Genomic DNA, 6276 nt, shown 5'->3' on the forward strand with positions numbered 1-6276 from the left:
GCGAACCGGGGCCCACGACGATGAACCGACAACACATCTCGGAAACCGTCGGCCCGCTGGGCTGGCGGCTGGTCCTGGGCGCCATCTACACCGAGGTGTTGGTGCCGTCGATGTCGGCCGCGGCCGGGGCGGTCGCGCACGCGGTGGAGGCCGCCGGCTCCGACGCGCCGGGGCATCTGTCGATCGACATCCGGAGTGACCGGGCCATCCTGCGCCTGCGGACCCGCGATGCCGGTGCGGTGACGACGCGGGATCTCGAGCTGGCCCATGAGGTGTCACAGGCGTTGGCGGCCCACGGTTTCGAGCTGTCGAGCGGGGGCGGTTCGATCCAGGCCTTCGAGATCGCCATCGACGCGTTGGACATCGCCGCGGTGCGCCCGTTCTGGAAAGCCGTCACCGGGTACGAGGACGAGACCCCAGCTGAGTCGGGCGCATCAGGTTTCAGCGGCGGACTTGTCGATCCGTTCGGCCGGGGCCCGGTCATCTGGTTTCAGCAGATGGATTCCCCACGCGCGCAACGTAACCGCATCCACCTCGACGTCGACGTCCCACACGACGTGGCGCAGGCGCGGCTCGACGCGGCCCTGGCCGCAGGCGGCCGGTTGCTCAGTGACCGTCGGGCACCGGCGTTCTGGGTCCTGGCCGACGCCGAGGGCAACGAGGCCTGCATCTGCACGTGGCAGGGCCGCGACTAGGCTGGCCCGCTGTGATCACCCGTATGTCCGAGCTGTTCCTGCGAACCCTGCGTGACGACCCTGCCGATGCCGAGGTGCCCAGCCACAAGCTGTTGATCCGGGCCGGCTATGTCCGCCCGGTCGGTCCCGGTATCTACAGCTGGCTGCCGCTGGGGCTGCGGGTGCTGCGCCGGATCGAGAACATCGTGCGGGAAGAGATGAATGCGATCGGCGGGCAGGAAATCCTGTTGCCCGCGCTGTTGCCGCGCGCCGCCTACGAGACCACCAACCGCTGGAACGAATACGGCGACACCCTGTTCCGGCTGCAGGACCGCCGGAACAACGACTATCTGCTCGGCCCGACGCACGAGGAGATTTTCACCCTGACGGTGAAGGGGGAGTACTCCTCCTACAAGGACTTCCCGGTGATCCTGTACCAGGTTCAGACCAAGTACCGCGACGAGGCGCGGCCGCGGGCCGGCATCCTGCGTGGCCGCGAGTTCGTGATGAAGGACTCGTACTCGTTCGACGTCGACGACGACGGGCTCAAGACCGCTTACCACGCCCACCGCGAGGCCTACCAGAAGATCTTCGGCAGGCTGGGCGTCAAATACGTGATCGTCTCGGCGGTGTCGGGGGCGATGGGCGGCAGCGCGTCGGAGGAGTTCCTGGCCGAGAGCGAGGTCGGTGAGGACACCTTCGTACGCTGCCTGGAATCGGGCTACGCGGCCAACGTCGAAGCCGTCATCACCCACGCGCCCGAAGCCCTGCCTGTCGACGGGCAGCCGGAGGCTCAGGTGTACGACACCCCGGATGCTCCGACCATCGCAACGCTGGTGGAGTGGGCCAACAGCGCGCAGCTGCCGCAATTCGCCGGCCGTGAGGTGGTCGCGGCGGACACGCTCAAGAACGTCCTGGTCAAGGTCCGCCAACCGGGCGGTGAGTGGGAACTGCTCGGCGTCGGCGTTCCCGGTGACCGCGAGGTGGACGAGAAGCGCCTCGGCGCGGCGCTGGAGCCGGCCGAGTTCGCGCTGCTCGACGAGGGCGACTTTGCCAAGAACCCGTTCCTGGTCAAGGGCTATGTCGGCCCGAAGGCATTGCAGGACAACGGTGTTCGCTACCTTGTCGATCCGCGGGTGGTGACCGGCACCGCCTGGATCACCGGAGCGGATGCGCCGAACAAGCATGTGGTGGGCCTGGTGGCCGGACGCGACTTCACCCCTGACGGCACGATCGAGGCGGCCGAGGTACGCGACGGTGACCCGTCACCCGACGGTGCCGGTGTGCTGACGTCGGCGCGCGGCATCGAGATCGGCCATATCTTCCAGCTGGGCCGCAAGTACACCGACGCCTTCACCGCCGACGTGCTTGGTGAGGACGGCAAGCCGGTGCGGCTGACCATGGGGTCCTACGGCATCGGTGTGTCGCGCCTGGTGGCGGTGATCGCCGAGCAACAGCACGACGAGCTGGGGCTGCGCTGGCCGAGCGCCGTCGCGCCCTTTGATGTGCACGTGGTGGTGGCCAACAAGGATGCCGCCGCACGCACCGGTGCGAGCGAACTGGTCGCCGATCTGGACCGGCTCGGACACGAGGTGCTGTTCGACGATCGCACCGCCTCGCCCGGCGTGAAGTTCAAGGACGCCGAACTGCTCGGCATGCCGTGGATCGTGGTGGTGGGTCGCGGCTGGGCCGATGGCGTGGTGGAGCTACGCAACCGGCTCACCGGCGAGAAGCGCGAGGTGGCCGTCGACGCGGCTGCCAGTGAGATCTCAACGGCGATCTCAGCGGCGATCACCGGCTGATTGCCGCGGGGCGGGCGAACCTATGCACCGGTTTCCACCTGAGGGCTGTTGTGAGCGACCATCGGCAGCCCTGAGGTGGAAAACCGCGCAAAGGTGAAACGGGCCCGCGGAAGGCGATTACTCGGTGCCGCCGGGGAAGGCGGTCGTGACCGGCGAGGTACCGATGATGGCCCGCCACTTGGCCGCGGTAATTGCGGTCTCGGTCAGGGCGGTCACCGCGAACGTGCGGTCATCGGCGTTGGTGGCCTGTTCGAGGACCGCACGCCAGGCCACCGAGGCATCCTCTTCCATCCGGATCGCGAGATTGGCGGCGTCGGTCGGGTCGGTCACCGGCGCGGGCAGCTGATAGCCGGCCGCCGGCAGCGGCGGGGTGACCGAGCGAGCCTCGAGCCGGGCCATGGCGTCTTCCCGACGAGCTCGATGCTCGGCCATCGCCGCGGCCACCAGGGCGTTTTCCTCAGGGGTCGAATGCGACGACACCAGCCCGTAGCCGTAGATCGTCCCGTGTTCGACGGCCACCGCGTCGAACAGGGCAGCATCGGCCGACGTGCTCGGCCGGGTCGGGGCGGTGGTCGACCGTGGGTCCGGTGAGGTCACTGTGCACCTCCCAGTGCGACGGTGTAGGCGGCCGTGCACGAGGCCGCGATGGATCCGAGCAGACCGGCGCGGTAGCCGGCCAGCGCGTGCGCGACATCGGCTGCCTGGTCCGCGGACTCCTTGAGGGCGTCGATGACGTCTTTGACCGTGGAGGTGGCCGCGCCCGCGGTGTCCGGCGCACGCGTCGTGGTCGTGGCGGTGCCGGTGGCTGCGGGCGCCGCACCCATGCGCGTCAACTCGTCGGACAGCGCTTCGGCGTGGGCGGTGCGATCGGCGGCCACCGCGTTCAACGCCTGGGCAGCGGGTGCTTGTGACGGCTGCTCGGCTGCGACCGCGGCGGCCAGTTCGGCATCGGCGCGAGCCCGGTCCAACTGCCGGGTGAGGTCGTCGACTTCGGGTTGCGGCGTCGTCGTACCGCAGGCGGCGGCGGTGGTGCCCAACAGGGCAAGGGCCGCGGCCGAGAGCAGTACGCGCCGCCGGCTGATGTCTGCATCGGCGCTCGGCACGTGAACATCCTGCCATTGCCCGACACCGCCACTGACGACGTCCGCCACGCACCCGACGGCGATTGGCGGTTGCTGCCGCGGCCCTGGCGTATCGTGGATAGGCGATTCCGGGGCCAGCCCACGCGGCTGGCCCGGGCCTTCGTGCCGGAGACAATTCAAGATGAGGAGCTCGCCGTGGCACCGGATCCAAAGTTGCGGTCTGCGGAATTACCGTCGCAGGCGCAGGTGATCGAGCTACTTGACGGCGAATTCGCGCGCGCCGGTTACGAGATCGACGACGTCGTCATCGAGGCTTCCGCGCGCCCGCCCCGCATCATCGTCACCGCCGACGGCGACGAAGGCCTCGATCTGGATTCGCTTGCCGCGTTGTCGCGGACCGCATCCGAGTTGCTCGATCGACTTGCCCTGGGCGACACGCCGTATGTGCTCGAAGTCACCTCGCCAGGGGTGGATCGGCCGCTGACCGAAGCCAAACACTTCCGCCGCAACCGTGGTCGCAAAGCCGAACTGACGCTGGCCGACGGCACGGTGTTCACCGGCCGGATCGGGGAAACCGACGGCGCGGTGGTCAAAGTCGTGGTCCCGGACGGCCGGGAGCTGGCGATCCGTGAAATCGCCCTGGCTGACGTCGCCAAAGCTGTTGTGCAAGTGGAGTTTTCGCCTCCAAATCGACGCGAATTGGAACTGTCTGGACAAACCGGGAAGGGGGCCGGGGAATGAACATCGACATGGCCGCGCTGCATGCCATCGAGGCGGACAAGGGCATCACCGTCGACGTGGTCGTCGACACGATCAAGTCGGCACTGCTCACCGCCTATCGGCACACCGAAGGCCATGAGCCCGACGCGCACATCGACATCGACCGCAAGACCGGTGTCGTCAAGGTGATCGCCCGCCAGACCGATGCCGACGGCAACGTCCTGCACGAGTGGGACGACACGCCCGAGGGGTTCGGGCGGATCGCGGCGACCACGGCCAGGCAGGTGATCCTGCAGCGGTTGCGCGATGCCGAGAACGAGAAGACCTACGGAGAGTTCTCCGCTCACGAGGGCGACATCGTGGCCGGGGTGATCCAACGCGACGCCAGGGCCAACGCCCGCGGGCTCGTGGTGGTCCGCATGGGTAGCGAGACCAAGGGTTCCGAGGGCGTGATCCCCAGCGCCGAGCAGGTGCCAGGGGAGAGCTACGAGCACGGCGACCGGCTGCGCTGCTACGTCGTCGGCGTCACCCGGGGCGCTCGGGAACCGCTGATCACGCTGTCGCGCACGCACCCGAACCTGGTGCGCAAGCTGTTCTCGCTGGAGGTGCCCGAGATCGCCGACGGTTCGGTGGAGATCGTGGCGGTGGCTCGGGAGGCCGGGCACCGGTCCAAGATCGCGGTCGCCTCGCGGGTGCCCGGCCTGAACGCCAAGGGTGCGTGCATCGGTCCGATGGGCCAGCGCGTGCGCAACGTGATGAGCGAACTGTCCGGCGAGAAGATCGACATCATCGACTATGACGAGGACCCGGCGCGGTTCGTCGCCAACGCCCTGTCGCCGGCCAAGGTGGTGTCGGTGTCGGTGATCGACGAGGCTGCTCGGGCGGCGCGGGTGATCGTGCCCGATTTTCAGCTTTCGCTGGCGATCGGCAAAGAAGGGCAGAACGCCAGGTTGGCGGCCCGGCTCACTGGGTGGCGGATCGATATCCGCAGTGATGCGGCGCCTCAGCCGGACCAGGACGTCCGGCCGGGTGCGGTACACGACTGACAGCAGTGACCGGCGTTTCGGAGCACACCCGGTGGGGCGGTAGACTCAGCCGTGATCCAGCGCGAGACTCCGGCTCTGACGCATGAAAGCACCTCCGACACCTCTGTCGGACCAGTGCGGACCTGCATCGGATGCCGGAAGCGAGAGTTGGCCGCCGAGTTGCTTCGTGTGGTCGCGGTGACCGACGGGAACGGGACGAGTTCCGTAACCGTTGATCCCACGGCCAGCCTGCCCGGGCGGGGTGCATGGTTGCACCCTGACCGTCAGTGCGCACAGTTGGCAGTCCGGCGACGAGCTTTCGTCCGAGCGTTGCGACTCACCGGTTCACCGGATACATCCGCAGTGATCGAGTACGTCGAAGGAATTCGGCCACCCGAGCACTCCGGTCAAGAGAACAGGTAGCGAAGAACATGAGCACACCGTGAAGTCCCGATGACCATGCGTCATAGCTAAACCCGAGGCGCGGCGCCTACCACCGCTGTTGCCTCCAGACGAGGAGATGTAGTGGCAGGTAAGGCCCGTGTACACGAGTTGGCCAAGGAACTCGGTGTCACAAGCAAGGAACTCTTAGCCAAGCTCAAGGAGCAGGGCGAGTTCGTCAAGTCGGCATCCTCCACGGTGGAGGCGCCGGTCGCGCGTCGGTTGCGCGAATCGTTCGGCGCGAAGGCCGAAGCACGTTCGGGTGGCAAGAAGCCCGAGGAAAAGCCGCGCCCGCAGGGTGGCGGCGCGCCCACGCCGGCGGCACCGAAGCCCGGCGCCCCCGCACCCAAGCCGGCTCCGGCCAAGCCCGCGGCCCCCGCGGCCCCGGCGGCTGAAGTGCCGACCCCGGCTGCCCCGCGTCCCGCGGCACCCAAGCCGGCTGCCCCGCAGCCTTCGGCCGCCCCGAGTGCGCCGGCGGCTGCCGCCAGCGCGCCCGAGGCCCCGGCCGCGCCACCGCCGCCAACACCGGCGC

At 68.5% G+C, this 6276-nt stretch carries 8 protein-coding genes; 6 read left to right on the forward strand and 2 right to left on the reverse strand.

The annotated features are described in order from the left end of the window. Nucleotides 1-20 precede the first annotated feature (20 nt). Together A5733_RS05335 and A5733_RS05340 are read left to right on the forward strand one after the other, a co-directional pair. Nucleotides 21-695, forward strand: coding sequence for a VOC family protein (locus tag A5733_RS05335; RefSeq protein WP_067774690.1), 675 nt, complete (start codon nt 21-23; stop codon nt 693-695). Between the two features lie 11 nt (nt 696-706). Continuing rightward, nucleotides 707-2476, forward strand: coding sequence for a proline--tRNA ligase (locus tag A5733_RS05340; protein WP_076239366.1), 1770 nt, complete (start codon nt 707-709; stop codon nt 2474-2476). A gap of 117 nt (nt 2477-2593) precedes the next feature. On the opposite strand, the gene A5733_RS05345 is transcribed toward A5733_RS05340, so the two are convergent. Together A5733_RS05345 and A5733_RS05350 are read right to left on the reverse strand one after the other, a co-directional pair. Next, nucleotides 2594-3073, reverse strand: a complete 480-nt coding sequence (locus A5733_RS05345) for a ferritin-like domain-containing protein (RefSeq protein WP_076239367.1) — start codon at nt 3071-3073, stop codon at nt 2594-2596. Further along, on the reverse strand, nt 3070-3579 hold the full coding sequence (locus A5733_RS05350) for a hypothetical protein (protein ID WP_076239368.1): 510 nt from the start codon (nt 3577-3579) through the stop codon (nt 3070-3072). Before A5733_RS05350 ends, A5733_RS05345 begins: the two co-directional genes overlap by 4 nt. 174 nt (nt 3580-3753) lie before the next feature. Between A5733_RS05350 and rimP the strand changes: the two genes are divergently transcribed. The 4 genes from rimP to A5733_RS05370 all read left to right on the forward strand — a co-directional run. Beyond that, nucleotides 3754-4299, forward strand: coding sequence for a ribosome maturation factor RimP (gene rimP / locus A5733_RS05355; RefSeq protein WP_076239378.1), 546 nt, complete (start codon nt 3754-3756; stop codon nt 4297-4299). Then, a complete protein-coding gene (gene nusA, locus A5733_RS05360) occupies nt 4296-5324 on the forward strand; it encodes a transcription termination factor NusA (protein WP_067774678.1) in 1029 nt (342 codons plus the stop codon). Before rimP ends, nusA begins: the two co-directional genes overlap by 4 nt. 177 nt (nt 5325-5501) lie before the next feature. Further along, nucleotides 5502-5726, forward strand: coding sequence for a YlxR family protein (locus A5733_RS27825; RefSeq protein ID WP_231965812.1), 225 nt, complete (start codon nt 5502-5504; stop codon nt 5724-5726). 102 nt (nt 5727-5828) lie between these two features. Beyond that, a partial coding sequence (locus A5733_RS05370; RefSeq protein WP_198938733.1) for a translation initiation factor IF-2 N-terminal domain-containing protein occupies nt 5829-6276 on the forward strand: 448 nt, incomplete at its 3' end.

Source organism: Mycobacterium sp. NS-7484 (genome assembly GCF_001953975.1).
Taxonomy (GTDB): Bacteria; Actinomycetota; Actinomycetes; order Mycobacteriales; family Mycobacteriaceae; genus Mycobacterium.

Coding starts and splice junctions, on each gene's coding strand:
- A5733_RS05335 (WP_067774690.1), top strand. CDS start 21: ATGAACCGACAACACATCTCGGAAACCGTCGGCCCGCTGGGCTGGCGG.
- nusA (WP_067774678.1), top strand. CDS start 4,296: ATGAACATCGACATGGCCGCGCTGCATGCCATCGAGGCGGACAAGGGC.